The 23,776-nt window shown below is 73.6% G+C and carries 22 protein-coding genes; 18 read left to right on the forward strand and 4 right to left on the reverse strand.

Annotated features, from left to right (window positions below; genetic code table 11):
- The first annotated feature begins 79 nt into the window (after nucleotides 1-79).
- On the forward strand, nucleotides 80-2,179 hold the full coding sequence (locus tag ABT295_RS20610; RefSeq protein ID WP_352396272.1) for a S9 family peptidase: 2,100 nt from the start codon (nucleotides 80-82) through the stop codon (nucleotides 2,177-2,179).
- A 31-nt stretch (nucleotides 2,180-2,210) separates the two neighbouring features.
- Here ABT295_RS20610 and ABT295_RS20615 read toward each other — a convergent pair whose 3' ends face one another.
- Nucleotides 2,211-3,473, reverse strand: coding sequence for an endonuclease (locus ABT295_RS20615; RefSeq protein WP_352396273.1), 1,263 nt, complete (start codon nucleotides 3,471-3,473; stop codon nucleotides 2,211-2,213).
- 207 nt (nucleotides 3,474-3,680) lie between these two features.
- Between ABT295_RS20615 and hisD the strand changes: the two genes are divergently transcribed.
- Genes hisD through hisH form a run of 4 tightly spaced genes read left to right on the forward strand, consistent with a single transcriptional unit; the run spans nucleotide 3,681 to nucleotide 7,456 of the window.
- A complete protein-coding gene (hisD, locus tag ABT295_RS20620; protein WP_352396274.1) occupies nucleotides 3,681-5,048 on the forward strand; it encodes a histidinol dehydrogenase in 1,368 nt (455 codons plus the stop codon).
- Nucleotides 5,045-6,205: a histidinol-phosphate transaminase gene (locus ABT295_RS20625; RefSeq protein ID WP_352396275.1), complete on the forward strand. Its 1,161-nt coding sequence runs from the start codon at nucleotides 5,045-5,047 to the stop codon at nucleotides 6,203-6,205. The genes hisD and ABT295_RS20625 overlap by 4 nt, the downstream gene beginning before the upstream one ends.
- Nucleotides 6,202-6,801, forward strand: coding sequence for an imidazoleglycerol-phosphate dehydratase HisB (hisB, locus tag ABT295_RS20630; RefSeq protein ID WP_352396276.1), 600 nt, complete (start codon nucleotides 6,202-6,204; stop codon nucleotides 6,799-6,801). Before ABT295_RS20625 ends, hisB begins: the two co-directional genes overlap by 4 nt.
- Before the next feature lie 16 nt (nucleotides 6,802-6,817).
- Complete coding sequence (hisH, locus tag ABT295_RS20635) at nucleotides 6,818-7,456, forward strand: imidazole glycerol phosphate synthase subunit HisH (protein WP_352396277.1); 639 nt, start codon at nucleotides 6,818-6,820, stop codon at nucleotides 7,454-7,456.
- Between the two features lie 48 nt (nucleotides 7,457-7,504).
- Here the strand turns inward: hisH and ABT295_RS20640 are convergent, their stop codons facing one another.
- Nucleotides 7,505-8,404: a homocysteine S-methyltransferase family protein gene (locus ABT295_RS20640; RefSeq protein WP_352396278.1), complete on the reverse strand. Its 900-nt coding sequence runs from the start codon at nucleotides 8,402-8,404 to the stop codon at nucleotides 7,505-7,507.
- Nucleotides 8,405-8,577: 173 nt separating this feature from the next.
- On the opposite strand from ABT295_RS20640, the gene priA reads away from it, so the two are divergent.
- The 3 genes from priA to ABT295_RS20655 are packed head-to-tail and all read left to right on the forward strand — an operon-like array spanning nucleotide 8,578 to nucleotide 11,566.
- Nucleotides 8,578-9,321 carry a bifunctional 1-(5-phosphoribosyl)-5-((5-phosphoribosylamino)methylideneamino)imidazole-4-carboxamide isomerase/phosphoribosylanthranilate isomerase PriA gene (gene priA, locus ABT295_RS20645; RefSeq protein WP_352396279.1) on the forward strand — a complete coding sequence of 248 codons (744 nt, stop codon included), beginning with the start codon at nucleotides 8,578-8,580 and terminating at the stop codon, nucleotides 9,319-9,321.
- Nucleotides 9,318-10,124 carry an SseB family protein gene (locus ABT295_RS20650; protein WP_352396280.1) on the forward strand — a complete coding sequence of 269 codons (807 nt, stop codon included), beginning with the start codon at nucleotides 9,318-9,320 and terminating at the stop codon, nucleotides 10,122-10,124. Before priA ends, ABT295_RS20650 begins: the two co-directional genes overlap by 4 nt.
- Nucleotides 10,125-10,147: 23 nt before the next feature.
- The gene (locus ABT295_RS20655; protein ID WP_352396281.1) at nucleotides 10,148-11,566 is read left to right on the forward strand and encodes a DUF445 domain-containing protein; all 1,419 of its coding nucleotides are present in this window, start codon (nucleotides 10,148-10,150) and stop codon (nucleotides 11,564-11,566) included.
- A gap of 12 nt (nucleotides 11,567-11,578) precedes the next feature.
- Here ABT295_RS20655 and ABT295_RS20660 read toward each other — a convergent pair whose 3' ends face one another.
- A complete protein-coding gene (locus ABT295_RS20660) occupies nucleotides 11,579-12,037 on the reverse strand; it encodes a MarR family winged helix-turn-helix transcriptional regulator (RefSeq protein WP_352396282.1) in 459 nt (152 codons plus the stop codon).
- An 80-nt stretch (nucleotides 12,038-12,117) separates the two neighbouring features.
- On the opposite strand from ABT295_RS20660, the gene ABT295_RS20665 reads away from it, so the two are divergent.
- The 4 genes from ABT295_RS20665 (at nucleotide 12,118) to ABT295_RS20680 (ending at nucleotide 16,488) form a co-directional block, all read left to right on the forward strand.
- Nucleotides 12,118-12,546 (forward strand): organic hydroperoxide resistance protein, encoded by a 429-nt coding sequence (locus ABT295_RS20665; RefSeq protein ID WP_352396283.1) that lies wholly within the window; start codon nucleotides 12,118-12,120, stop codon nucleotides 12,544-12,546.
- 101 nt (nucleotides 12,547-12,647) lie between these two features.
- Entirely contained in the window at nucleotides 12,648-13,649 is a 1,002-nt protein-coding gene (locus ABT295_RS20670) for an NADP-dependent oxidoreductase (RefSeq protein ID WP_352396284.1), read from the forward strand.
- Nucleotides 13,650-14,110: 461 nt separating this feature from the next.
- A complete protein-coding gene (locus ABT295_RS20675; RefSeq protein ID WP_352396285.1) occupies nucleotides 14,111-15,148 on the forward strand; it encodes a hypothetical protein in 1,038 nt (345 codons plus the stop codon).
- Nucleotides 15,149-15,177: 29 nt separating this feature from the next.
- Nucleotides 15,178-16,488, forward strand: coding sequence for a hypothetical protein (locus ABT295_RS20680; protein WP_352396286.1), 1,311 nt, complete (start codon nucleotides 15,178-15,180; stop codon nucleotides 16,486-16,488).
- A 2-nt stretch (nucleotides 16,489-16,490) separates the two neighbouring features.
- Here ABT295_RS20680 and ABT295_RS20685 read toward each other — a convergent pair whose 3' ends face one another.
- On the reverse strand, nucleotides 16,491-18,578 hold the full coding sequence (locus ABT295_RS20685) for an elongation factor G-like protein EF-G2 (RefSeq protein WP_352396287.1): 2,088 nt from the start codon (nucleotides 18,576-18,578) through the stop codon (nucleotides 16,491-16,493).
- Between the two features lie 127 nt (nucleotides 18,579-18,705).
- On the opposite strand from ABT295_RS20685, the gene ABT295_RS20690 reads away from it, so the two are divergent.
- The 6 genes from ABT295_RS20690 (at nucleotide 18,706) to ABT295_RS20715 (ending at nucleotide 23,775) form a co-directional block, all read left to right on the forward strand.
- On the forward strand, nucleotides 18,706-20,073 hold the full coding sequence (locus ABT295_RS20690; RefSeq protein ID WP_352396288.1) for an MFS transporter: 1,368 nt from the start codon (nucleotides 18,706-18,708) through the stop codon (nucleotides 20,071-20,073).
- 325 nt (nucleotides 20,074-20,398) lie between these two features.
- Entirely contained in the window at nucleotides 20,399-20,992 is a 594-nt protein-coding gene (infC, locus tag ABT295_RS20695; protein ID WP_502991239.1) for a translation initiation factor IF-3, read from the forward strand.
- Nucleotides 20,993-21,084: 92 nt separating this feature from the next.
- Nucleotides 21,085-21,279 (forward strand): 50S ribosomal protein L35, encoded by a 195-nt coding sequence (gene rpmI / locus ABT295_RS20700; protein ID WP_020144695.1) that lies wholly within the window; start codon nucleotides 21,085-21,087, stop codon nucleotides 21,277-21,279.
- Nucleotides 21,280-21,375: 96 nt separating this feature from the next.
- Nucleotides 21,376-21,768, forward strand: a complete 393-nt coding sequence (rplT, locus tag ABT295_RS20705) for a 50S ribosomal protein L20 (RefSeq protein WP_345508599.1) — start codon at nucleotides 21,376-21,378, stop codon at nucleotides 21,766-21,768.
- 47 nt (nucleotides 21,769-21,815) lie between these two features.
- Entirely contained in the window at nucleotides 21,816-22,634 is an 819-nt protein-coding gene (locus tag ABT295_RS20710; protein WP_352396289.1) for a TrmH family RNA methyltransferase, read from the forward strand.
- Nucleotides 22,635-22,671: 37 nt separating this feature from the next.
- Entirely contained in the window at nucleotides 22,672-23,775 is a 1,104-nt protein-coding gene (locus tag ABT295_RS20715; protein ID WP_352396290.1) for a sensor histidine kinase, read from the forward strand.
- Nucleotide 23,776: the final 1 nt, after the last annotated feature.

The following is a 23,776-nucleotide window of genomic DNA, read 5'->3' on the forward strand; positions in this document are numbered from 1 at the left end:
GGCCACCAGACGGCCACCCGAGCGACGGCCCGGAGCACCTGCTCCGGGCCGTCGTCGCGTCCCGACCTAGACTGCGCGGATGCAGCACCCGCACGCCGCCCGCCGTGACCCCGTCGTCCGCGTCCACCACGGCGACCGCTTCGAGGACCCGTACGCGTGGATGGCCGACCGCGACTCCGAGGAGCTGCGCTCGCTGCTCCTCGCCGAGAACGCCCACGCCACCGAGCGCACCGAGCACCTGCGCCCGCTCGCCGAGCAGGTCTTCGAGGAGTTCCGGTCGCGCATCGAGGAGACGGACCTCTCCGTGCCGGTGCGCCACGACCGCTGGTGGTACTACTCGCGCACCGTCGAGGGGGAGCAGTACGCCGTGGAGGCCCGGGTGCTCGTCGCCGAGCACCCGACCCGCCCCACCCTCGACGCCGGGCGCCCGCCGGCGGGGGAGCAGGTGCTGCTCGACCAGAACGCCGAGGGCCGCGACCACGAGTTCTTCGCCGTCGGTGCGAGCGAGGTGTCGCCCTCCGGCGACCTCATCGCGTATGCCGTCGACGTCGTCGGCGACGAACGCTACGACGTGCGCGTGCGCCGGATCGACGACGGCCTCGTGCTCGACGACGTCGTCCGGCAGACCGGCGGGTCGCTGGCGTGGTCGCTCGACGCGCGGCACCTCTTCTACACCCGCGTCGACGACGCCTGGCGCCCGCACCAGGTGTGGCGCCACGAGGTGGGCACGCCGGGCGAGGCCGACGTGCTCGTGCACGAGGAGACCGACGAGCGGTTCTTCGTCGGCGTCGGCAGCTCCCGCGACGACCGCCTCGTCATCATCGCCGTCGGCTCCAAGACGACGAGCGAGTTCCGCCTCCTCGACGCCGCCGACCCGCTCGGCACGCCGCGGGTCGTCGCACCGCGCCGACAGGGCGTCGAGTACGACATCGAGCCGTTCGGCGACCAGCTGCTCGTCACGCACAACGCGAACCGCGTCAACTTCGAGCTGGCGACGGCCCCGGTGACGAGCACCTCGGCCGACGACTGGGTGCCGCTCGACGTCACCACGGAGGACGAGTACGTCACGGGCGCCGAGGGATTCGACGACTTCATCGCCGTGTCGCTGCGGCGCGAGGGCGGCACCGGGGTGCGCGTCGTGCTGCGCGACCCGGAGGCCCCGAACGGACTGGGGGAGGCGCACGACATCGCCGTCGGTGAGCCGATCGGCACGCTACACGTCGGCGTCAACCCCGAGGCGGCGACGCCGACCCTCCAGGTCGTGCACGAGTCGCTCGTCACGCCGCGCACCGTCGAGGACTACGACGTGCGCGCCCGCACCTTCACGCTGCTCAAGCGCCAGCACGTCCGTGGCGGCGTCGACCTCGGGCGGTACCGCCAGCGTCGCGAGTGGGCCACCGCGCCCGACGGCACGCGCATCCCCGTCTCCGTCGTGCACCGTGACGACCACGTCGACGACGGCACGGCGCCCGGCCTGCTCAACGCCTACGGTGCCTACGGCATCTCGAGCGACCCGTGGTTCTCCGTGGTGCGCCTCTCGCTCCTCGACCGCGGCTGGGTGTTCGCCATCGCCCACGTGCGCGGCGGCTCGGAGATGGGCCGTTCGTGGTACGACGACGGCAAGCTCGAGTCGAAGCCCAACACGTTCACCGACTTCGTGGCCTGCGCCGACCACCTCGTCGAGGCTGGGATCGTCGCTCCCGATCGGCTTGCGGCAGAGGGCGGTTCAGCCGGAGGTCTGCTGATGGGCGCCGTGGTGAACCTCGCGCCGGAGCGGTTCCGCTTCGTGCACGCGCAGGTGCCCTTCGTCGACGCCCTGACGACCGTGCTCGACCCGAGCCTGCCGCTCACCGTCGTGGAGTGGGAGGAGTGGGGCAACCCGCTCGAGGACCCCACGGCCTACGCCCTGATGAAGTCGTACTCGCCCTACGAGAACGTCGTGCCGTCGCGCCACCCGAGCCTGCTCGTGACGGCCGGCCTCGACGACACGCGCGTCTACGTGACCGAGCCGGCCAAGTGGGTGGCTGCGCTGCGCCACGCCGACCTCGAGGTCGTCGACCCCGCCCAGATCCTCTTCCGCACCGAGCTCGCCGCCGGCCACGGCGGCCGCTCCGGCCGCTACGACCTGTGGCGCGAATGGGCCTGGGAGACGGCCGTGCTCATCGACCAGACGTCGTGAGCACAGCCGTCCCCGGTCGGTGTGGGACGCCTCAGGAGCCGTAGATCGCGGTGACCCACTCCGGGTGGTCGACGAACGGGTTCCGGTTGTGCTGCCAGGTGTCGAAGATGACCTGGTTGCGGCGCTTCTCGAAGGCGTCCGGCGGGTCCTGGAGGTTCCACTGCTTGAGCACCGAGATCTTGCCGATGGCCGGCGCCGAGCCGTTCCCGACCTGGTTGTTCGGCTCGAGGTCGGCGAAGCCGTCGCCGCCGTCCCAGCGCACGGCCATGTAGAAGATCATCCGGGCGACGTCACCCTTGACGGCGTCGCGCGGCTGGAAGGAGTCGGCGTCGCTGAGGCACCCGGTGCACTGGGCGACGGCCGAGCCGCCGTTGTCGAAGTCGAGGTTGCCGCGGGTGCTGTTGACCGTGACGTCCTCGGGGCGCAGGTGATGCACGTCGGTGCCGGGCCCGTTGACCGTGCCGAAGTCGCCGTGGCTCTTGGCCCACACGTGCTCGCGGTTCCACTGGTCGACGCCGCCGCCGTTGTCGGACTTGGCGATCGAGCGGCCGGAGTAGATCTCGACGACGTTGTTCGCGTTCGCCGGGTCCTGGTCGGTGTCCTTGAGCGCGGTCCACACCTGGTCGTAGGTCAGGGTCGTCACGCCGCTCGAGACGATCCGGTGCAGCTCGGTGTGCAGGGCCGTGCCCGTCTTGCCCATCGCCGACGCGTAGTACGTCGAGTCGTACGGGCCCGAGGTGCCGGTCGGTGCGGGGCTGGTCGTGCTGGTGGTGCTCGTCGTCGGGGGCGGGGTGCTCGTGGCCGTGCCGCTGAACGCGAAGGCCGACGTCGAGGTCATGCCCGGGTGCGAGAAGTACGCCGAGAGCGCGCCCGTGACGTCGATCTGACGGCCGAGGAGCGAGGGGTTGGTCTGCAGGCCCCACGCCGAGCGTGACGCAGCCGGGACCTGAACGTAGAGCATCCGGCTCGTGGAGGTCTCGGCGGCGGAGTCGGCGACGGCCAGGGCGTAGTCGCTGGGGAAGTTCGAGCGCACGACCGTCGAGGTCGCGGTGGGCTGACCCACGACGTAGCCGCGCACCGTGGCGCTCGCCCCCGTCTGCGCGGCCACGGCCTGGGCGACGGTCAGCGGGGTGGCGGCCGCCGAGGTCAGGGCGGCCGGGGCCGCTGCGGGCACCGGCAGCGTGGCGGCCGGTGCGCCCGCGGCCGCGGAGAGGGCGAGGCTCGGTGGGACGAGGGCGACGGCGATGCCGGTGACGACGGCGGCCAGGCGGCGCCGGGAGATGACGACGGGCACGGAGGGCTCCTGCGGGGTGGAGGGAGGGGGTTCGGGCCACCCGGGTGGGCGGCGTCACGAGCGTGGCCGAGCGAGACCCGCCACCGGGTCAGCCGCGGGTCAGCCCTTCGTCAGGGCAGGTCAGGATTCGGCAGGTGCGGTCCCGCCCGGCTCCGCACTCTGGGACCGGGTCGGAGCATGGCAGCGCGCCTCCTAGACTGGTGACCCATGATGTCCTCCCTCGACCTGCGCGGCCGCACGCTCGACGTGCGCTTCCTGCGCCGGGAACTGCCCCGAGCCGAGTTCGACGTCACGGCTGCCCTCGAGCAGGTGCGGCCGATCTGCGAGGACGTCGAACATCGCGGTGCCGCGGCGCTGCGCGACCTGGGGGAGCGCTTCGACGGCGTGCGACCCACCCACCTGCGGGTCCCGCGCGCCGTGCTGCGCTCGGCGCTCGAGCGCCTCGACCCCGACCTGCGCGCCGCCCTCGAGGAGTCGATCCGCCGGGCCCGCGTCGTGCACGCCGACCAGCGGCGCACCGACACGCGCACCGAGGTCGTGCCCGGTGGCGTCGTCACCGAGCGCTGGGTCGCGGTCGACCGCGTCGGTCTCTACGTCCCCGGCGGCCTCGCCGTCTACCCCAGCAGCGTCATCATGAACGTCGTTCCCGCCCAGCTCGCCGAGGTCGGCTCGCTCGCGGTCGCCTCGCCCCCGCAGCGCGAGAACACCGGCGAGTTCGCCGGCTACCCGAACCCGACGATCCTCGCGGCCTGCGAGCTGCTCGGCGTCGACGAGGTGTATGCCGTCGGCGGCGCCCAGGCCGTCGCGATGTTCGCGCACGGCTTCGTCGACGACGACGCCGCGCACGGCGTCGTCGATGGCGCGCGGGTCGTCTGCGACCCCGTCTCGCTCGTCACCGGCCCCGGCAACATCTGGGTCGTCGCGGCCAAGCGCCTCCTCAAGGGCCTCATCGGCATCGACGCCGAGGCCGGCCCGACCGAGATCGCGATCCTCGCCGACGGCACGGCCGACCCCGAGCACGTGGCGGCCGACCTCGTCAGCCAGGCCGAGCACGACCCGCTCGCCGCGTCGGTCCTCGTCACCGACAGCGAGGAGCTCGCCGAGCGCACGCGCGAGGCGCTCGCCCGACGGGTCGCGGCGACGAAGCACTCGGCCCGCGTCACCGAGGCGCTCGAGGGCACCCAGTCGCGCGTCGTGCTCGTCGACGACGTGGAGGCCGGTCTCGCGGTCGTCAACGCGTATGCCGCCGAGCACCTCGAGATCCAGACCTCCGACGCGGCCGCCGTGGCGGCGCGGGTGCGCAACGCGGGCGCGGTGTTCGTCGGTCCGCACGCACCGGTCAGCCTCGGCGACTACGCGGCGGGCTCGAACCACGTGCTGCCGACCGCCGGCTGCGCCAGCCACTCGAGCGGGCTGTCGGTGCAGTCGTTCCTCCGGGGCATCCACGTCGTGGAGTACGACGAGGCCGCCCTGCGCGAGATCGCCCGGCACGTCGTCACGCTCGCCCAGTCGGAGGACCTCCCGGCCCACGGCGAGGCCGTGACCGCGCGGTTCGGCGACGAGGTGCCGCAGTGACCGAGCCGGCGGGAGCCGCGGCCGAGGTGCAGCGGCTGCTGCGTCCCGACCTGCGCGGGCGCACGGCATACGGCGCCCCGCAGCTCGACGTCCCGGTGCGCCTCAACACGAACGAGAACAGCTACCCCGTGCCGCAGGTCGTCGTCGACGCGATCCTCGAGGCCCTCGCGGACGACGTCGCGTCGCTCAACCGCTACCCCGACCGCGACTTCGCCGACCTGCGCGCGGCCCTGACGGCATACGTCGTGCGCCACTCGGGCGTGCCGGTCACGCCCGAGCAGGTGTGGGCGGGCAACGGCTCGAACGAGGTGCTCTCGCACGTCGTGCAGGCGTTCGGCGGCCCAGGGCGCGTGGCGCTCGGCTTCACGCCGAGCTACTCGATGCACCCGATCATCAGCGAGACGCTGGGCGCGACGTGGGTCGACGGCCTGCGCGGGGCGGGGCGCCCCGGCGCCTTCGACCTCACGGCCGAGGCCGCAGCCGAGCAGGCCCGCACGCACCACCCGTCCGTCGTCTTCCTCTGCTCGCCGAACAACCCGACGGGCACCGCGCTGCCCTTCGAGGTCATCGCGGCGGTGCTCGAGGCCGCGCCCGACGCGATCGTCGTCGTCGACGAGGCGTATGCCGAGTTCGCCCGCGCGGGAACGCGATCCGCGCTGACGCTGGTCGCCGACAATCCTCGCCTCGTCGTGACGCGGACGATGAGCAAGGCGTTCGCGTTCGCAGGTGGGCGCCTGGGCTACCTCGTCGCCGCACCGGAGGTCGTCGACGCGCTGCGCCTCGTGCGGCTGCCCTACCACCTGAGCACGCCGACCCAGACGATCGCGCGCGTCGCCCTCGAGCACGCCGAGCTGATGCTCGGCACGGTCGAGGTCATCAAGGCCCAGCGCGACCGGATCGTCGAGCGGCTGGCGGCCCTCGGCGCCACACCGGTGGCGAGCGACAGCAACTTCGTGCTCTTCGGTGGGCTCGCGGACGAGAAGGCGACGTGGCAGGCGCTGCTCGACCGCGGCGTGCTCGTGCGCGACGTCGGCATCGCCCACCACCTGCGCGTCACCGCCGGCGACCCCGAGGAGACGACCGCCTTCCTCGAGGCCATGGCCGCGATCGCCCCCACCCACCTGGCCACCACCCACCAGCAGGAGACCGTCGCATGAGCCGCACCGCGAAGATCACCCGCGCGACGTCGGAGTCGTCCGTCGAGCTCTGGCTCGACCTCGACGGCAGCGGCGCCGCCGACGTCTCGACGGGCGTCCCGTTCTACGACCACATGCTCACCTCGCTCGCCAAGCACTCGCTCGTCGACCTCACGGTGCGGGCCACGGGCGACGTCGACGTCGACGTGCACCACACCGTCGAGGACACCGCGATCGTGCTCGGCCAGGCCCTGCGCGAGGCGCTCGGCGACAAGAGCGGCATCTCGCGCTTCGGCGACGCGACCGTGCCGCTCGACGAGGCCCTGTGCCACGCGGTCGTCGACGTGGCCGGCCGTCCCTACGTCGTGCACGAGGGGGAGCCGGAGGGGCAGCAGTACGCCCTCATCGGCGGCCACTTCACCGGCTCCATGACGCGCCACGTCCTCGAGTCCTTCGCCTACAACGCCGGGCTCTGCCTGCACGTGCGCGTGCTCGCGGGCCGCGACCCGCACCACATCGTCGAGGCCCAGTTCAAGGCCGTCGCGCGGGCGCTCCGCTCCGCGATCGCCCCGGACGCGCGGGTGGTCGGCATCCCCAGCGCCAAGGGGGCGCTCTGACGATGGTGGGCCCCCGGTGAGCGCCGACGTCGTCGTCCTCGACTACGGCAGCGGCAACGTCCGCTCCGCCGTGCGCGCCCTCGAGCGCGTGGGGGCGCAGGTCACCCTGACCGCCGACCCGCACCGCGCGCTCGAGTGCGACGGGCTCTTCGTGCCCGGCGTCGGCAACTTCCACGCCTGCATGGCCGGTCTCGCTGCCGCGCACGGCCCCCGCATCATCGGCCGTCGGATCAGCGGCGGGCGGGCCGTGCTCGGCGTGTGCGTCGGCATGCAGGTGCTCTTCGACGGCTCCGCCGAGCCCTCCGACGCGCCGCTCGAGGGGCTCGCCGAGTGGCCCGGCACCGTCGAGCGCCTCCCGGCCAGCGTCGTGCCGCACATGGGGTGGTCGGAGGTCGAGGTGCCGTCCGGCTCGACGCTCTTCGCCGGGGTCGAGCACGAGCGCTTCTACTTCGTGCACTCGTATGCCGTGCAGGACTGGACGCTCGAGGCGACCGGGGCCTTCGAGCGGGTCGCGCCCCGCGTCACGTGGGCGGATCACGGCGCCCGCTTCGTCGCCGCGGTCGAGAACGGCCCGCTCGCCGCCACGCAGTTCCACCCGGAGAAGTCCGGCGAGGCCGGGCTGCACCTGCTCCAGAACTGGGTCCGCAGCCTCTGACGCATCGCCCGGGGACGTGGGGCGTCAGCCACGTGCGTCGGCCGTGGGTCAGCCGACGCCCCAGAGGCGCGCCACGTGCGACGCGTCGGTGCCGCAGCAGCCACCGACGACCGTGAGGCCCGGCAGCCGGGACGCCACGCGGGTGTGCCCGTCGGCGATCCGGTCGAGGTCGCCGGCGTCGAGGTCGTCGGCCTGGTCGAGCTCGGCGTGGCTGCGCGTCGAGGCGTTGTAGCGCACGCCGAGCACCCGGCTGCGCCAGTCGGCGTCCTCGCCGGGCCCCGGCAGCCCCTCGAGCACGTGCTCGGGGTGGGCGCAGTTGACGAGGTAGTGGTCGGGCGCGGCCTGGGCGTCGACCTGCTCGACGGCGGCGGCCAGGCTCGTGCCGTCGGGGAGACGGCCGTCGACCTCGACGGTGAAGGAGACGGCCACGGGGATGCCGTGCTCGCGGGCCGCGCGCACCACGCCGACCGCCTCCCCGGGCGTCGTCAGCGTGTAGGCGGCGACGAGGTCGGCGCCGGCCTCGGCGAACGCCGCGACCTGGGCGTCGTGGTAGGCGGCCGCCTCGTCGGGCGAGGGCGCACCGGCGCTCGCGTAGCCGTCGCCACGGGGCCCGACCATGCCGCTCACGACGACATCGGGCAGCCCCAGCTCGGCGGCGTACCGGCTCGAGAGGGAGCGCAGCAGGCCGACGGCGTCGGCGTTCGCCCGCCTCAGGTCGTCGGCCGAGTGGCCGAGGCGGGCGCCCCAGTCGGGGTTGGCCCGCCACGTCGGGGCCTCGAGGAGCAGGCCGGCCCCCGCCCGGTCGGCGATCCGCGCGTACGCGTCGTAGTAGGCCGTGAGCAGCGCGCGACCGGTGGCGTCGGCGAGCAGGGGGTAGGCGGCGAACTCGGGCAGGTCGACGCCGTGGTTGAAGATGAGGTCGGTCTCGAGGCCTCCGTCGGTCACCATGGGGCGACCGGACTGCTGGGGCAGGGGGTTCACGTCGGGCTCCCGTCGGCGAGTCGGGTCGGACTCCTACCGGTGTAGCAGACCCGCCCGCGCGATACGTCTGATCGGCGGATCCGCGCGACACGGCATACTCGGGTGGCGTCACCGTCCACCCCAAGAGGAGCCCGTTCGTCATGACCGACCAGCCGCGCCTGGAGCTGTTGCCCGCCGTCGACATCGCGGGGGGCCGCGCCGTCCAGCTCGTCCAGGGCGTCGCCGGGAGCGGCGGCGAGTTCGGGGACCCGTGGGAGGCGGCGCTGCGGTGGCAGGAGCAGGGCGCGGAGTGGATCCACCTCGTCGACCTCGACGCCGCCTTCGGGCGCGGCAGCAACCGCGAGCTCATCTCCTCCATCGTCGGGCGCCTCGACCTGCAGGTCGAGCTCTCCGGCGGCATCCGCGACACCGACTCGCTCGAGGCGGCGCTCGCCACCGGCTGCCGGCGCGTCAACATCGGCACCGCGGCCCTCGAGGACCCCGAGTGGACCGCCTCGATCATCGCGGCGCACGGCGACCGCGTCGCCATCGGCCTCGACGTGCGCGGCACGACCCTCGCCGCCCGCGGCTGGACCCGCGAGGGCGGCGACCTGTGGGAGACGCTCGCGCGCCTCGACGCCGAGGGCTGCGCGCGCTACGTCGTCACCGACGTCAACAAGGACGGCATGCTCCAGGGCGCCAACGTCGAGCTCCTCCGCGACGTGTGCGCCCGCACCGACCGCCCGGTCGTGGCGAGCGGCGGGGTGTCGAACCTCGAGGACATCGCGACGATCCGGGGGCTCGTCGGCGAGGGCGTCGAGGGCGCCATCGTCGGCTCGGCCCTCTACCGCGGCGCGTTCACCCTGCCCGAGGCGCTCGACGTCGCCGGCCGTCCGACCTCGTGAGCGGGGCCTCGCACCGCCCGGGCGACCACGACCACGGGCACCACGACGACCACGGTCGCCCTGCGGACTCGGCGGGGCAGGCCTGGGAGGGCAAGTCGATCCCGTCGCACGGCTTCTCGGGCGACACGGGTGAGGCCGACCCGGCCCTGCTCGCCGCCCTCGCGTCGGCCGGCGCGACACCGGGGCCGGACGCCGAGACGCACCTGCTCGCCGCCGTCGCCCGGGCCCGCTGGCTCGTACCCGTCGTCGCGGTGGCGGCCGAGGTCGACGACTCCGGCGCGCACGCCGTCGACACCCGCAGCGACATGGCGGCCGTGACGCTGACCGGGCCGGACGGCTCACGGGCCCTGCCGGTCTTCACCTCGCTCGCCGCGCTCGCCGACTGGGACCCCGGCGCCCGGCCCGTGCCGGTGCGCGCGGCCGCCGCGGCGCAGGCCGCGATCAGCGAGGAGTGCCAGGTGCTCGTCGTCGACGTGGCCTCGCCGCACGCCGCCGTGCTGCGGCCGAGCATGCTGTGGGCGCTCGCGCAGGAGCGGGACTGGACGCCGAGCCACCTCGACGCACACGTCGCTGCGGCCGTGGAGACCGCCGTCCGGTCCGAGCCGGACGTCACGGGCCACCGGCTCGAGGCGGGGGAGCCCGCCGGAGCCGGCGTGCTGCGGGTCGTGCTGGGCCTGCGCCCCGGTCTCGACGCCGACCACGTGGGCGCGCTCGCCACCCGGATCGGCGAGCGCATCGCGACCGACGGGGAGACCCGTGCGAGGATCGATGCCCTGACGTTCGCGCTGGAAGCGGCGCGCTGAGCACACCCGCGGAGGTGGCGCACGTGGACCCCACACCCCAGGCGACCCGGGAGCGCGACCCCGAGCCCCCCACGGGTCCGTCCGGGCCGGGCACGGGCGGGCCAGAAGGCGGCCCCCCCGTCGCCGCCGACTCCGCTGCCGCCCCCGGCAGCGCGCGGGCGGGCCGGCGGGGCGGCGGTGGCCCGCTCGGCTTCATCGGTGACCCGACCCTCGACGCCCAGCGCCGGAGCGACCTGCGCCGGATGCGGCTCGTCGCGACGGGCCTGCTCGTGCTCGCGGCCATCGTCTACGTCCTGACGCGCGGCCACGACGACGGTCTGCTCGGTTTCGTCAACGCCGGGGCCGAGGCCTCGATGGTGGGTGCCTGCGCCGACTGGTTCGCCGTGACCGCGCTCTTCCGCCACCCGCTCGGGCTGCCGATCCCGCACACCGCCCTCATCCCGCGCAAGAAGGAGATGATCGGCAAGAGCCTCGAGGAGTTCGTCGGCGAGAACTTCATGCGCGAGGACATCATCCGCGAGCGGGTGCTCGACGCCGAGCCGACCCGGCGGGCCGCCGAGTGGGCGCTCGCCCCCGGCCACGCCAAGCGGCTCGTCGACGAGGTCGCCACCGTCACCGTGCACGCCCTGCACCGCATCCCCGACGACGACGTGCGCGCGGTCATCGAGCAGGCGGTGCTGCCCCGACTCTCGCAGGAGCCGGTCAGCTCGCTGCTCGGCGGCCTGCTCGACCAGGTCGTGCGCGACGAGGCGCACGTGGGCCTCGTCGACCTCGCCCTCGACGAGGTGCGCGGCTGGCTCGTCGACAACGAGGACCTCTTCGAGTCGCTCATCACCCAGCGGGCGCCGTCCTGGGTGCCGACCGCGGTCAACGACCTCGTCGCACGCAAGATCCACGTCGAGGCGCTCAAGTGGCTGGCCGACATCCGCGGCGACTCGCGCCACGACGTGCGCGTCGCCCTCGACAAGCTGCTCATCGACCTCGCCGACGACCTCCAGCACGACCCCGTCACGCAGGCCAAGGCGGAGCGGCTCAAGGAGCGGGTGCTCGCGCACCCGCAGGTCGCCGACACGGCCATGTCGCTGTGGGTCTCGCTGCGCGCGGTCGTCGTCGCCGCCCTCGAGGACGAGTCCGGCCCGGTGCGCGCCCGCGCCGTCAAGGAGGTGACGGCGCTCGCCGACCGGCTGCTCGCCGACGCCGAGCTGCGCGACCGGATCGACGCCCGCATCTGCGACGCGACGGTCTACGCCGTCGACCGCTACGGCACCGAGCTGACCCGGATCATCGGCGACACCGTCGACCGCTGGGACGGCAAGGAGACCGCCGAGCGCGTCGAGCTGCAGGTCGGCCGCGACCTCCAGTTCATCCGGATCAACGGCACCCTGGTCGGCGGCCTCATCGGCATGCTCATCCACGCCGTCTCGGTCGTGCTGCCCACCTGAGCGGCGGTCGGGTCAGGAACGGGCGTCGAGCCGCTCGGTGACGGTGCGGAGCGTGTCGTGCAGCGCGAGCATCTCCGAGCGCGAGAGGCCGCTGCGCGCGGCGATCTGCAGCGGCAGGTCGCGCAGGGCCTCGATGCGGTCGCGCCCGGCCGTCGTGGCCGAGACGAGCACGCGCCGCTCGTCCTCGGGGTCGCGGGCCCGTCCGACGAGGCCGGCGGCCTCCATCCGCTTGAGCAGGGGCGAGAGGGTGCCGGAGTCGAGACGCATCAGCTCGCCGAGACGGCTGACGGTGAGCGGACCGTGCTCGGCGACGGCCATGAGCGCGATGTACTGCGGGTAGGACAGGCCGTGCTCGGCCAGCAGCTCGCGGTAGACGCCGTCGAACGCGCGCACGGTCGTGTGCATCGCGTAGCAGATCTGCTGCTCGAGGCTGAGCGGGCTCGGGGCGGCTGCGGGATTGGACGGGCTCATGACTCAAGCGTACTATCAAATTGCGCACAACATAATTGGTCGCAATGAAGATCGCTCGCAAGGAACCTGAGGAGAACCACATGAGCAGCGCCACCCAGACCGCCTCGTACGTCGCGTCGGCCACCGCCTCGGGCCGCGAGGGCCGCGCCGTCACCTCCGACGGCCGCCTCGACGTGACCCTGGCCCCGCCGCGCGAGCTCGGTGGGAGCGGCGAGGGCACGAACCCCGAGCAGCTCTTCGCCGCCGGCTACGCCGCGTGCTTCGCGAGCGCCCTCGGCGTGGTCGCGCGCCAGCGCCGGGTCGCGGACTTCGACGTGGCGGTGACCGCGGACGTCAGCCTCTCCGGCTCGTCGACGACGGGCTTCGGCCTGGCCGTCGTCCTCCACGTCGAGCTGCCCGAGGGCATCGACGCCCAGCTCGGTCGTGAGCTCGTCGACACCGCGCACCAGGTGTGCCCCTACTCGAACGCGACGCGCGGCAACATCCCGGTCGAGATCCACGTCGACTGAGTGCCCGCGCGCACCGTCGCGCCCTCCATCGCTCATCCCACCGACCACCCCCACACCGACGAGCGCCCGTCCCTGCGTGGCCCGTCACCGAAGGAGACCCCATGACCGCCGCCCGTGAAGTCCAGCTCAAGAGCCGCCCCGTCGGCTGGCCCACCCACGACGACTTCGAGCTCGTCGAGACCGCTCCCGTCCCCCTCGAGGAGGGCCAGGTGCGCGTGCGCAACGAGGTCATGTCGGTCGACCCCTACATGCGCGGCCGCATGAGCGACGCCAAGTCCTACGCCGAGCCGTATGCGCTGGGCGAGGCCATGCACGGCGGCGCGGTCGGTGTCGTGACCGAGTCGCGCTCGGACGCCGTGGCCGTGGGCGACCACGTGCTCCACGGTCTCGGCTGGCGCGAGGAGGCCGTCGTCGACGGTTCCGCCGTGCGGGTCGTCGACACCGCGGTCGCCCCGGCCTCCGCCTACCTCGGCGTGCTCGGCATGACCGGCCTGACCGCCTACGCCGGACTGACGCGCGTCGCGGGGCTGAAGAAGGGCGACGTCGTCTTCGTCTCCGGCGCCGCGGGGGCCGTCGGCAGCGTCGTCGGCCAGGTCGCCAAGGCGCTCGGCGCGAGCCGTGTCATCGGCAGCGCGGGCTCGGACGAGAAGGTCCGCCACCTGCTCGACGACCTCGGCTTCGACGCCGCGTTCAACTACAAGGAGGGTCGCGTCTCCGACCTGCTGCGCGAGGCGGCCCCGGACGGCATCGACGTCTACTTCGACAACGTCGGCGGTGACCACCTCGAGGCGGCCATCGGCTCGCTGCGCCAGGGCGGTCGCATCGCGATCTGCGGCGCCATCTCGGTCTACAACAACACCGAGGCGGCCCCGGGCCCGCGCAACCTCGCCCGCCTCATCCAGACCCGGGGCACGATCACCGGCTTCCTCGTGGGCGACCACTGGGACCTCTCCGGCGAGTACGCCGAGCGGGCGGCCGGCTGGATCGCCGACGGCTCCCTCGCCTCGCGCGAGACGTTCGTCGACGGCATCGACCACGCGGTCGACGCCTTCCTCGGCGTCCTCCGCGGCGAGAACGTCGGCAAGATGCTCGTGCGCCTCTGACGACGAGACCGCGCCCGCCCTGCGGGTGCGCACCGAGAAGGCCTGCGCCACGGACGACCTCCGCGGCGCAGGCCTTCGTCGTCGGTGGGGCAGGACTCCGACCGGGGGCGTCGGCCGGGGCCGCGAGAGGGTTGCGCCGTTTCCCCCTGCAGCACGCCCGGGGGTGGCTAGTCTTCGCGCAGGAACAGGGGCCTGGGTCAGGGGTGACGTGGTGCGGCTGAGCGACCGGTCGAGCGGGGTGGCGCCGAGCGCGCGCCCGGCGTCGAGCGACCGGCTCCCCGCCCCTGCGCGTCCGCTGCAGGCCGAGCTCCTCGCGACGCGACGACCACCCCGGGCCGATTCCATGCCCGACGAGGCATCTTGCGGCAGTGGCGAACTCGCCATCCGTGGTGCAGGCCTTCGGCGTCCCCTCGTGCTCGGGACGACAGTGCCCGGGACCCTACGATGAAGGGAAACAGGGAATGAAGCGAAGGTTGTTGGGAGGGGCCGCGGTCGCGGCCGGGCTGGTGCTGGCACTCAGCCCCGCGGCGCACGCCGCGCCGGCGGCGACACCGCAGGCCACGTCGCCGGTCAAGGCGTCCGCGACGCGAGGTGGTGCCGCGATCTCGCTCGAGGTCGGTGCGTCGACGATCGCCAAGGCCCGTCTCGGGGCGAAGCAGGCCCGGGCCGGGGCCCGCGAGAAGGCCGACCTCAAGGCCCTGCGCCAGGAGCTCGCCCGCCGCGCCGCGGGCAACGGCCAGACCTACCTCGACGGCGACACGGAGTCGTTCGTGCTGTCCGACGGGGTGTCGATGGCCGTGCCGAAGGGGCTCGACGTCTCGTCGGTCTCCGTCCGCACGGAGGGGGGCAAGGTCGTGGCCGACGTCGTGTCGGAGGACACGTCGACGACGGCCTCCGCCCGCCAGGGCCAGGGCATGGCGAGCTGGACGACGCTGACGTCCGGCACCTACGTCATCAAGATCAGCGGCGCCGGCTTCATGGAGTCGAAGTGGCTCAAGCGCAAGCTGACCGGTGGTGACGGGTCGAGCAAGTACGACTACGTCGCCATGCGCCGCACCGGGCTCGGCCAGCCCTACGAGATCGGGGGCCTCAACTACTCCGTGACCGGCCTCTACATCTCGGTGCACTCCACGGACGCCACCCGGGCCAACGCGGTCGACCGCATCGACCAGGCTCCCCAGCAGGACTTCACGGGCAACTGCAAGGGCAGCTACAACATCGGCGTCAGCGCCTACGGCGTCTCGGCCGGCGGCACCTTCGCCGACTGCGACAAGAACGACATCTCGTTCAGCACGACCGACCCCGGCTACTACCGCAACTACATGACCCAGGGCGCCGTGTTCAACGGCGGCAACCGCGCCGTCGGCTTCCAGATCGCGGTCAAGATCAAGCAGGGCACGTCGCTCAACTTCACGAGCTACCAGCGGCTCGAGATGGCCCGCTACGTCTACCCGGCCAAGAAGTGCAGCACCTGGGACTCCGGCAAGACCTGCTCGTGACCCGAGGCACCACCTGAGAGGCACCACCCGTGGCACGTCACCCCTCGAACCGCCTCGCCGTGGCGGCTGCAGCGCTGCTGCTAGCCCTCACGGCGGCCTGCTCGTCGTCGGGTGACGCCCGACCACCGGGTCCCGGCGCAGCGACGCCGGGCCCGGTGGCCGCGGACGCCACCGTGCCACCGCCCCAGGCCGGTCCGCCGGACTGGGGCGGTGAGCTCTGCTCGCAGACGGCCGTCACGTGCGCCGAGCACGCCGGCCTGCCGACGGTGCTCGTCGCGCGGCCGGGCAGCCGGCTCGACGACGTCGTGCTCGTCGACCTCGGTGGCCCCGGCACCTCCGTCGAGCAGACGCTCGAGCGCCTCGCGGACCTCGACCTCTTCGCCGGCCACGACGTGCTCGTCGTGGGGGAGGCGTGGGAGGTCACCCCGCCGTCGGACGCGTGCCTCTCGGCCGAGGCCGCGCGCATCGCCTCGTGGGCGGCGATCACCGCACCCGGTTCGAGTGCCGGTGCGTCGTGCGACCCCAGCCGCTGGCGGTTCGTCCCGGCGGACTACCGGGCCGCCGTGGCGGACGCCCTCGCGCCCGTCCACGGCCGGGTCACCTCCGGCGTCGGCGTCTCCTTCGGCGCCGTGCGCGTCGCGGCGGCGCTGCCCGTCGACGTACCCCTGCTGCTGCTCAGCCCCGCACCCGTGGCCGGCAGCAGCGTCGCCGTCGACGCGGCGCGTGCCGACGCGGTGCTGCAGCGGGCCCGCACGCTCTGCGCGGGTCGGCCGTCCTGCAGCGGTGTCCTCGACCGGCTCGGCGCCGGCCACCCGCTCGAGGCCCGTGACTACGAGGCGGCCCTCGCCCTGGTCGGCTCGGCTCCCGACCCGGCCCTGCTGCGCGAGACCGTCGCCGCCCTCGGCGGGCGCACCGGCAGCGCCGAAACCCTGACCCGACAGGCGTATGCCGCCACGTTCCGCTACGGCGACGGCGCCGTGCTGCCCAACCTGCTCTCCTACCGGGCCGGCACGTGCGGGTGGTACTCGGGCTCGGGTGCGACGAGCCCGACGAGCGGGACGGGTGTGACGGGCGGCACCGGCCTCGCCGCCGTGCTCGACGCCGTGCTCTCCTGCGGCGTCGGTCCGACGACGCCCCCCGCGATCGACCTCGGCGGTCGGCGCGGCTGCGTCGTCACCGCCCGCGACGACGTGGTGACCCCGCCCGCCCTGACGCGTCCGTGGACCTCGGGCGACAGCGCCCTCATCCTGCGAGCCGGGGGGATGAGCGCCCACGGCGCCGTCGACGGCACGGCCGCGAGCCTGCTCTCGCGGGTGCCGGCCTCGCTGTCGGCCTGCTGACGTCAGGGCGCCGCCCGGCCCAGGAGGTCCTTGGCCTTGTCGGCCGGCAGGAGGTCGTGGCGGGCCGGCTCCCGCACGAAGGAGCCGGTGCCGTGCGAGACCGATCGCAGGTCGATGGGGTAGCGCGAGAGCTCGGCCTGCGGCACCTCGGCGTGCACGACGGTCCACCCGCCCTCGGTGAGAACGCCGTCGTTCATCGTGTCGGCGGGCTCGGTGCCGAGCACCTGCCCTCGCCGGCCGCGCAGGTCGGACATGACGGCACCGAGGTACTCGTCGGCGATCGTGATGTCGACGCGGTCGATCGGCTCGAGCAGGGCCATGGTCGAGGCGTTCGCGGCCTCCTTGAGGGCGAGGGCGGCCGCGGTCTGGAACGCGACGTCGGACGAGTCGACCGAGTGCGCCTTGCCGTCGGTCAGGGTGACGCGCACGTCGACGACCGGGTGGCCGGTGAGCAGGCCCTTCTCGAGCTGGTGCCGGGCGCCCTTCTCGACGGAGGGGATGAACTGCCGCGGCACGGCCCCGCCGACGACCTTGTCGACGAACTCGAACCCCGCGCCCCGGGGGAGCGGCTCGATCTCGAGGGAGCACACGGCATACTGCCCGTGCCCGCCCGACTGCTTGACGTGGCGGCCCTGGACGGAGCACCGGCGCACGAACGTCTCGCGCAGGGCGGTGCGGTAGGGCTCTGCCGTCACGGTGACGCCGTAGCGGTCGGCGAGCTGCTCGATGAGGTCGTCGACGTGGGCCTGCCCCATCGTCCACAGCACGACCTGCTCGGTCTCGCTCGAGTGCTCCATGCGCATCGTGACGTCCTCGGCGACGAGGCGGGCCAGGGCACCCGCGAGCTTGTCCTCGTCGGACTTCGTCGCGGCGCGGATCGCGACGGGCAGCTGCGGCTCGGGCAGCAGCCACGGGGCGACGACGGCGGGGCGGTCGCAGGAGGAGAGCGTGTCGGACGTCTCGGCGCGGGTCAGCTTCGACACGAGCGCGATGTCCCCGGCGATGGCCGTGCCGCGCGGGCGGTGCCCGTCGAGGAAGGGCGAGGCGAGCGGTCCGACGCGCTCGTCGTCGTCGTGGGACGGGTGGCCGGCGACCTCGTGGCCGACGAAGTCGCCGAGGTGGCCGGAGACGTGCACCGGCTCGTCGACGCGCAGCGTGCCCGAGAAGACGCGGACGAGCGACAGGCGCCCGATGTAGGGGTCGGTGGTCGTGCGGACCACCTCGGCGACGAGCGGCTGGGACGGGTCGCACGCGACGCCAGTGACGGCGCCGCCCGCGGGCGTCGTCACGGCCGGCAGCGGGTGGCGGGTCGGGTCGGGGAAGGCCTGCTCGACGAGCCGCAGCAGTTCGTCGACGCCCGCCCCGGTCGTCGGCGACACGGGCACGACGGGGAAGAAGGTGCCCTGCGCGATGGCGGTGCGCAGGTCGGCGAGGAGCGACTCGGTGTCGATGGTCTCGCCCTCGAGGTAGCGGTCGAGCAGGGTCACGTCCTCGGACTCCTCGATGACCGACTCGATGAGGGCGGCCCGCGCGTCCTCGTGCTCGGCGGACGTCTCGCCCGTCAGCAGCCCGACGACATCGCGGACGGCGCCGTCCGCGATGACCGGCCAGTGCGTGGCCCGCACGTCACCGAAGGTGCGGCGGCAGGTGTCGACGGTCGTGGCGAAGTCGGCGCGCGGCTGGTCGAGGTGGGTCACGACCACGGCACGCGGCATGCCGACGGCGGCGCACTCGCGCCAGAGCAGGCTGACCGGGCGGTCGACGTCGTCGGCGCCGGAGACGACGAAGACGGCGGCGTCGGCGGCCCGCAGCCCGGCCCGCAGGTCGCCGACGAAGTCGGGGTAGCCGGGGGTGTCGAGCAGGTTGACGGTGAGGCCGCCCGACTCGAACGAGGCGACGGTGAGCCGGGTCGTGCGCACGTGGTCGGTGCCGCCCGCCCGCTGGCCCGGCACCCGGGCGGCGACGAGCGCCTCGAAGAGGGCGGTCTTGCCGGCCCCGCCGGGTCCGACCAGCACGACGTTGCGGATGTCCTGCGGCGAGGCGGGGTTGGGGGCCGCAGGAAGGTCTGATCTGCCGGGCGTCTTTGCCATGGCAACACCTTTCTCCTGTCCTCCGGTGGTCCACAAGCCCCCGCCGCGTGCCGTCCGTCCACGGCCGGACGCCGGGTGCCGGCCGCCCGGGGTGCGCGCTGTCGGTGCGGGGTGACAGGCTGCCGCCATGGACCTCGGGGCGTACCGGCCGGTGCTGGCCAACCGCGACACGCGCTCGGCCCTGCTGCTCGGCTTCCTCATCCGCGTCCCGATGTGGGCAGGTGGGGTGATCCTCACCCTGCACGTCGTCACGACGCTGGGGCGCAGCTACGGCGAGGCCGGCCTCGTCACGGCCGCGTCCACGCTCGCCGTCGCCGTCTCGGGTCCCTGGCGCGGCCGCCTGCTCGACCGCATCGGGCTGCGCCGCACGGTCGGGCCCTCGCTCGTCGTGCAGGTGGTCTGCTGGTCGGTCGCGCCGTGGGTGGGCTACGCCCCGCTCGTCGCGGTGGCGGCGCTCGCCGGCCTCTTCGTCGTGCCGACCTTCTCCATCCTGCGCCAGGTCATCATCCGGTCCGTCCCGCCCGAGCAGCGGCGCACGGCGCTCTCGCTCGACTCGTCGGCGACCGAGCTGTCGTTCATGGCCGGTCCCGCGATCGGCGTCTGGCTCGCCACGCCGTGGCACACCGGCTGGGCCCTGCTCGTCTGCGAGCTGGCCTCCGTCGCCGCGGGCTTCGTGCTGTGGCTCGTCAACCCGCCGCTGACCGCCGGGACGGGTGCCGAGGCCGGCGCGACCGACGGCGAGGAGCCGGCCGGCGACCCGGACCGGTCGGCCGACCGCACCGGCGCCGGGGCGGGTGCGCGGGCGCCCCGCGCGTTCCGGGGGTTCATCACCGTCCCGGTCGCGGCGGTCTACCTCGCCGCCGCCTGCTCCACCCTCGTGCTGAGCGGCACCGACGTGTCGATCGTCGCGGCCCTGCGCTCGTTCGGCGACACCGGTGCGATCGGGTGGGTGCTCGCGCTGTGGGGCGCCGGTTCGCTCGTCGGGGGCCTCCTCTACGGGGCGTGGCACCGCTCCTTCTCCGTCTTCTGGCTGCTCGCGGGCCTCGCCGCCACGACCGTGCCGGTGGCGCTCGCCGTCGGGGTGCCGAGCTTCGCCGTGCTCGTGACGATCTCGGGCCTGCTGTGCGCTCCGACGATCACGGCGACCGTCGAGCAGCTGAGCCGCCAGGTGCCCGAGCGGTTCCGCGGCGAGATGATGGGGTGGCACGGCTCGGCCATGACGGCCGGCTCGGCCATCGGGGCGCCGGTCGCGGGCTTCGCCATCGACCACGGAGGCTGGTCCCGGGGCTTCGTCGTCGTCGGCGGCCTCGGGCTGCTCGTCGCCCTCGGTGGGATGCTCGCCTCGGCCACGTCGCGGCGCGCCGGACGCCGGGCGTCGGTCCCCGCTGCCGTGGGCGCGGCCGGAGCGGTGGGCGCGGCCGGAGCGGTGGGTGCGGTGGGTGAGGTGGGTGCGGATTCGGAGTCGGGGCTCCCGGCTGCTAGCATGGACCACTGACCAGCCGTCACCACGCGCCCCGCCTCGGCGGACGCCGGTGACGACGTGCAAGAGAAGCTCGCTTCCACCCGCGTCGACCTCACGGTCGCCGGGTCAAGGTCTGCTCGACCGGATGCCCTCGCGGCAGCGGTTCGAGCCGTGTGACGCGACGGCGACCGTCCGGCATACGCGACCCTTGGGCTCCTCGTGCACACACGGGGAGCCCTTTTCTCGTTGTGGTCGCAGCAGGACAGGCAGGCACCACCCGTCTGGTCACCCCATTTCTCGAACTTAGGAGCACCACATCAGCGAGCCTCGCATCAACGAGCGCATCCGGGTCCCGGAGGTGCGTCTGGTTGGCCCCAACGGCGAGCAGGTCGGCATCGTCCGCGTCGAGGACGCGCTGCGTCTGGCCGAGGAGGCGAACCTCGACCTCGTCGAGGTGGCCCCCATGGCCAAGCCGCCGGTCGCCAAGCTCATGGACTTCGGCAAGTTCAAGTACGAAGCCGCCATGAAGGCACGGGAAGCGCGCAAGAACCAGGTCAACACGGTCATCAAGGAGATCAAGCTCCGTCCGAAGATCGACCCGCACGACTACGGCACCAAGAAGGGCCACGTCGAGCGGTTCCTCAAGGCCGGTGACAAGGTCAAGGTGACGATCATGTTCCGCGGGCGTGAGCAGAGCCGTCCCGAGCTGGGGCGCCGACTGCTCGAGCGCCTCGCCGAGGACATCGCCGAGCTCGGCTTCGTCGAGTCGGCCCCGAAGCAGGACGGCCGCAACATGATCATGGTGATCGGCCCGACCAAGAAGAAGGCCGAGGCCAAGGCCGAGCAGCGTCGCTCGCGCGAGCAGCACGCCGCTGACACGGCCACCGGCACGGCCGCCGTGGCGCAGGACGCGCCGCCGCAGACCGAAGAGGCCACCGCCGCCGCCGAGTGATCGGCGAGCGGTCGACCGGCCGGAGGCGTGAGCCGCCGGCGACAGACCACGTGCGTCCACTGACGCACGCAACACGAAGGAGATCGGCGACCATGCCGAAGATGAAGACGCACAGCGGTGCGAAGAAGCGTTTCCGCCTCACGGGCACCGGCAAGGTCATGCGTGAGCAGGCCGGCGGCCGCCACCTGCTCGAGCACAAGTCGAGCAAGAAGATGCGTTCCATCGCGAACGACGTCGAGCTCGCCAAGCCGGACGCCAAGAAGGCCAAGAAGCTCCTCGGCAAGTGAGCCGGGACCCCCACCCATCAGCACTTCGCTGAGCGACCGGGTCCCCGGTAGGCCAGCAGCAGCAAGCACTGCGACAAGCAGAGAAGGAGAATTCACGTGGCACGCGTGAAGCGGGCGGTCAACGCCCAGAAGAAGCGTCGGGTCGTTCTCGAGCGCGCCAGCGGCTACCGCGGGCAGCGTTCGCGCCTCTACCGCAAGGCCAAGGAGCAGGTCACCCACTCGCTCGGCTACGCCTACCGCGACCGTCGCGCGAAGAAGGGCGACTTCCGTCGCCTGTGGATCCAGCGCATCAACGCCGCGGCCCGCGCGAACGGCATGACCTACAACCGGTTCATGCAGGGCCTCAAGGCCGCCGGTGTCGAGGTCGACCGCAAGATCCTCGCGGACCTCGCCGTCAACGACGCTCCGGCCTTCGCCACGCTCGTCGAGCTCTCCCGCGCCAACGTCCCTGCCCAGGCAGCGGCGAAGGTCGCCGGCGACGCCGCCTGAGCGACGTCGACCGACGCACAGCGCATCTCGAGCGCCGGGACACCCCGTTGCTGACCAACACCCGATCTGATCGGGTCAAGGCGGTGCGGGCGCTGTCCCGGCGCTCGGTGCGTTCCCGCACCGGCGAGTTCCTCGCGGAGGGGCCGCAGGCGGTGCGCGAGGCCGTCGCGTTCCGGCCCGAGCTCGTGCGGGACGTCTACGTCACGCCGGAGGCCGCCGAGCGTCACCCGGCCATCGTCGAGGCCGCCCGCGGGGCGGCCGTCCACGTGCACGACGTGAGCCCCGAGGTGCTCGCCGCGATGTGCGACACCGAGTCGCCCCAGGGTGTCGCGGCCGTGTGCCGCACCCTGGACCTGCCGCTGGAGGCCGTGCTCGCCGGACTGCCGGCGGACCCCCTCGTCTGCGTGCTGACGAACGTGCGCGACCCCGGCAACGCGGGCACCGTCATCCGCGGGGCCGACGCGGCGGGCGCCGACGCGGTCGTCGTCAGCGACGCGAGCGTCGACGTGTACAACGCCAAGGTCGTCCGCTCGACGGTCGGCTCGCTGTGGCACCTGCCGATCACCGTCGGTGCGCCGGTCCCCGAGGTCCTCGACGCCCTGCGCGAGCGCGGCATCCGGCTGCTCGCCGCCGACGGCGCCGGCACGACCCTGCTGCACGAGGCCGACCTCACGGGCGGGCACGCCTGGATCATGGGCAACGAGGCGTGGGGACTGCCCGCCGAGGTCCGCGACGCGTGCGACGACGTCGTGCGGGTGCCGATCTACGGCCACGCCGAGTCGCTCAACCTCGCGATGGCCGCGACCGTCTGCCTCTACGCCTCCGCCGAGGCGCGCCGGACCGACCGGACCAACCGGGCCGACTGAGCGCGCGGCGCCCGGTGGGGCGTGGTTATCCTCAGGCATGACCTCCGTCGACGCGACCGGCGCAGCCGCGACCGGACTCGGGGAGCTGCTGCCCGACGGTCTCGTCGAGGTCGACGGCGAACGGCGGATCCGCTTCGTCAACCCCGAGGCGCTGCGCATCCTCGAGTGCGAGGAGGCCGACGTCGTCGACCGCCCGCTCGACGACGGTCTGCCCCTCACCGACAAGTACGGCCGGGACTGGTGGGCGCACACCGACCCGTGGAGCGGCCTGACGAGCCGCACCGGCCACCGCGAGAAGCTGCTCGTCGCGCCGAAGGGCCACGACGTGCTCGTGACGGCACGCTACGTCCGCGAGGTGCCCGGCGGGCCCGTCGCGCGCGTGCTCCTCGGCCTGCGTGACGCCGAGGCGCGCCAACGTGCCGAGCGCGACCAGGCCACCGTGCTCTCGACCGTGGCCCACGAGCTGCGCGCGCCGCTGACGTCCGTCACGGGCTTCACGAGCAGCCTGCTGCGCCGCTGGGACCGCTTCACCGACGAGCAGAAGCGGCTCATGATCGAGACGATCGAGGCCGACGCGACCCGCCTGACCCGGCTCATCACCGAGCTGCTCGACATCTCCCGGCTCGACTCCCACAGCCTCAACCTCCGGCTCGGGCCCGTCGACCTGCACGCCCTGCTGACGACCCACGTCGTGCGCTACGAGCTCGGCCGCTCGAGCGGCACCGTGCAGCTGCGCCTGGGCGAGGCTGCCACGGCCCGCGGCCTGCCCGAGATGTGGGCCGACTCCGACCGGCTCGAGCAGATCTTCTTCAACCTCATCGAGAACGGGCTGCTCCACGGGGCCGGAGCCGTGACCGTCACCCTCGACCGTGACGACGCGGACGGGGGTGGGGCCGACGAAGCGGTCGTCGTCGAGGTCGACGACGAGGGGGAGGGCATCCCCGTGGCCGACCGCGAGAAGATCTTCGGCCGGTTCTGGCACGGGCCCTCCAACGCGAGCACCGGCCTCGGCCTCTACGTCGTGCGCGGCCTCGTCGAGGCGCACGGCGGCTCGGTGCACGTCACCGACGCCACGAGCGGCGGGGCCCGGTTCGTCGTCCGCCTGCCCGCCGGCCTGCCCGCCGTCATGGGCGGGAGCTGAG

Source organism: Terrabacter sp. NPDC000476, from assembly GCF_040300125.1.
Classification (GTDB): domain Bacteria; phylum Actinomycetota; class Actinomycetes; order Actinomycetales; family Dermatophilaceae; genus Terrabacter.

Excerpts from the sequence above, each read along its gene's own strand:
- ABT295_RS20675 (WP_352396285.1), top strand. The coding sequence starts at position 14,111 with ATGAAGCGAAGGTTGTTGGGAGGGGCCGCGGTCGCGGCCGGGCTGGTG.
- priA (WP_352396279.1), top strand. The coding sequence starts at position 8,578 with ATGACCGACCAGCCGCGCCTGGAGCTGTTGCCCGCCGTCGACATCGCG.
- ABT295_RS20640 (WP_352396278.1), bottom strand. The coding sequence starts at position 8,404 with ATGGTGACCGACGGAGGCCTCGAGACCGACCTCATCTTCAACCACGGC.
- ABT295_RS20610 (WP_352396272.1), top strand. The coding sequence starts at position 80 with ATGCAGCACCCGCACGCCGCCCGCCGTGACCCCGTCGTCCGCGTCCAC.
- ABT295_RS20670 (WP_352396284.1), top strand. The coding sequence starts at position 12,648 with ATGACCGCCGCCCGTGAAGTCCAGCTCAAGAGCCGCCCCGTCGGCTGG.
- ABT295_RS20715 (WP_352396290.1), top strand. The coding sequence starts at position 22,672 with ATGACCTCCGTCGACGCGACCGGCGCAGCCGCGACCGGACTCGGGGAG.
- hisD (WP_352396274.1), top strand. The coding sequence starts at position 3,681 with ATGATGTCCTCCCTCGACCTGCGCGGCCGCACGCTCGACGTGCGCTTC.
- ABT295_RS20660 (WP_352396282.1), bottom strand. The coding sequence starts at position 12,037 with ATGAGCCCGTCCAATCCCGCAGCCGCCCCGAGCCCGCTCAGCCTCGAG.
- ABT295_RS20665 (WP_352396283.1), top strand. The coding sequence starts at position 12,118 with ATGAGCAGCGCCACCCAGACCGCCTCGTACGTCGCGTCGGCCACCGCC.
- hisB (WP_352396276.1), top strand. The coding sequence starts at position 6,202 with ATGAGCCGCACCGCGAAGATCACCCGCGCGACGTCGGAGTCGTCCGTC.
- rpmI (WP_020144695.1), top strand. The coding sequence starts at position 21,085 with ATGCCGAAGATGAAGACGCACAGCGGTGCGAAGAAGCGTTTCCGCCTC.
- ABT295_RS20685 (WP_352396287.1), bottom strand. The coding sequence starts at position 18,578 with ATGGCAAAGACGCCCGGCAGATCAGACCTTCCTGCGGCCCCCAACCCC.
- ABT295_RS20690 (WP_352396288.1), top strand. The coding sequence starts at position 18,706 with ATGGACCTCGGGGCGTACCGGCCGGTGCTGGCCAACCGCGACACGCGC.